This window comes from Pseudomonas sp. FSL R10-2189, assembly GCF_009600325.1.
Lineage (GTDB): Bacteria > Pseudomonadota > Gammaproteobacteria > Pseudomonadales > Pseudomonadaceae > Aquipseudomonas > Aquipseudomonas helleri.
Window position 1 is genome coordinate 1 of record NZ_WIVZ01000099.1, and the last position, 1,285, is coordinate 1,285.

A 1,285-nucleotide genomic window follows, 5' to 3' on the forward strand; every position below is an offset into this window, starting at 1 on the left:
TGTATGGACCGGGGACATAGCGAACACAATGTTCGGAGACATCGCGAACACTTTTAATAGGACACATTGACCCCTTAGGAGGTGTGATGTGTCCTGGAAAGAGGTGTCCGCCATGGATCTTCGTCTCGAATTCGTCGCTTTGGCTTTGGCTGAGGGCGCTAACATCACTGCATTGTGCGAGCAGTTCAATATTGGCCGCACCACTGCCTATAAATGGCTCAAGCGTTTCCAATGTGAGGGTAAAGACGGGTTGAGAGATCGGTCCCGCCGCCCCCACAGTTCGCCTAATCGAACTGCTCAAGAGTCTGAGAAGCAGATACTGGCGCTCAATATCGAGCACACCGGCTGGGGAGCGCGCAAGATCAAGGGATGCCTTGAGCGGCGCGGCAGCAACATGCCTGCAGCCAGTACGGTTCATGCCATTCTCAAGCGCAATGAGCGCATCGACCCTCATGCCGGCCTGGTCAAACCTTTCATCAGATTTGAGCACGAGCAGCCCAATGATCTGTGGCAAATGGACTTTAAAGGCCATGTGCCCATGCGTACGGGTCGCTGCCATCCATTGACTCTTCTGGATGACCACTCGCGTTTCTTTTTAACGATCGCCGCCTGTGGCAACGAGCAGCGCAATACCGTGCAGGCCCATTTGATCAATGCGTTCCGCCATTACGGGCTACCTAAGCGCATGACGATGGACAACGGGGCGCCGTGGGGCGACGAGCCTGATGCGTATACAGGGCTGGAAATCTGGATCATGCGTCAGGGAATAAGGGTGAGCCACTCACGCCCCTATCACCCTCAAACCCAGGGCAAGCTGGAAAGACAGCATCGCAGCATGATCAGGGAGGTTTTTAAGGGTTTGTGCCTGATTGACCTGCCCAGCGCACAGTTCACGCTGGACGAATGGCGCAAGATCTACAACTACGAGCGTCCGCACGGCGGCATAGGCATGCAGGTACCAGCGTCTCGCTATACGCTCAGCGCACGCGAGTATCAGGAGGTGCTACCTGCCATCGAGTACGGTGCTGAGTTTCATGTGCGGAAGGTGCAGGCTAAAGGTGAGATCTACTGGCAGGGTCAGCCCTGGAGGCTCGGCAAAGGCTTTAAAGGCGAGCGTGTAGGTGTACGAGAGAGTGTTGAGGATGGGCAATACGATGTCTTCTGGGGAAGTCATCGTATTGCGCAAATTGACAGAGTGACCGGGGTTGTAATATCAGGGAAAAAGCTTCGTTAACTGTTCGCTATGTCTCCGAACAAAGTGTTCGCTATGTCCCCGGTCCATACA

The 1,285-nt window shown here is 54.7% G+C and carries 1 protein-coding gene; it reads left to right on the forward strand.

Features of this window, described 5'->3' with window-relative positions:
- Positions 1-88 precede the first annotated feature (88 nt).
- Positions 89-1,234, forward strand: a complete 1,146-nt coding sequence (locus GHO32_RS26030; RefSeq protein ID WP_368668536.1) for an IS481 family transposase — start codon at positions 89-91, stop codon at positions 1,232-1,234.
- Positions 1,235-1,285: the final 51 nt, after the last annotated feature.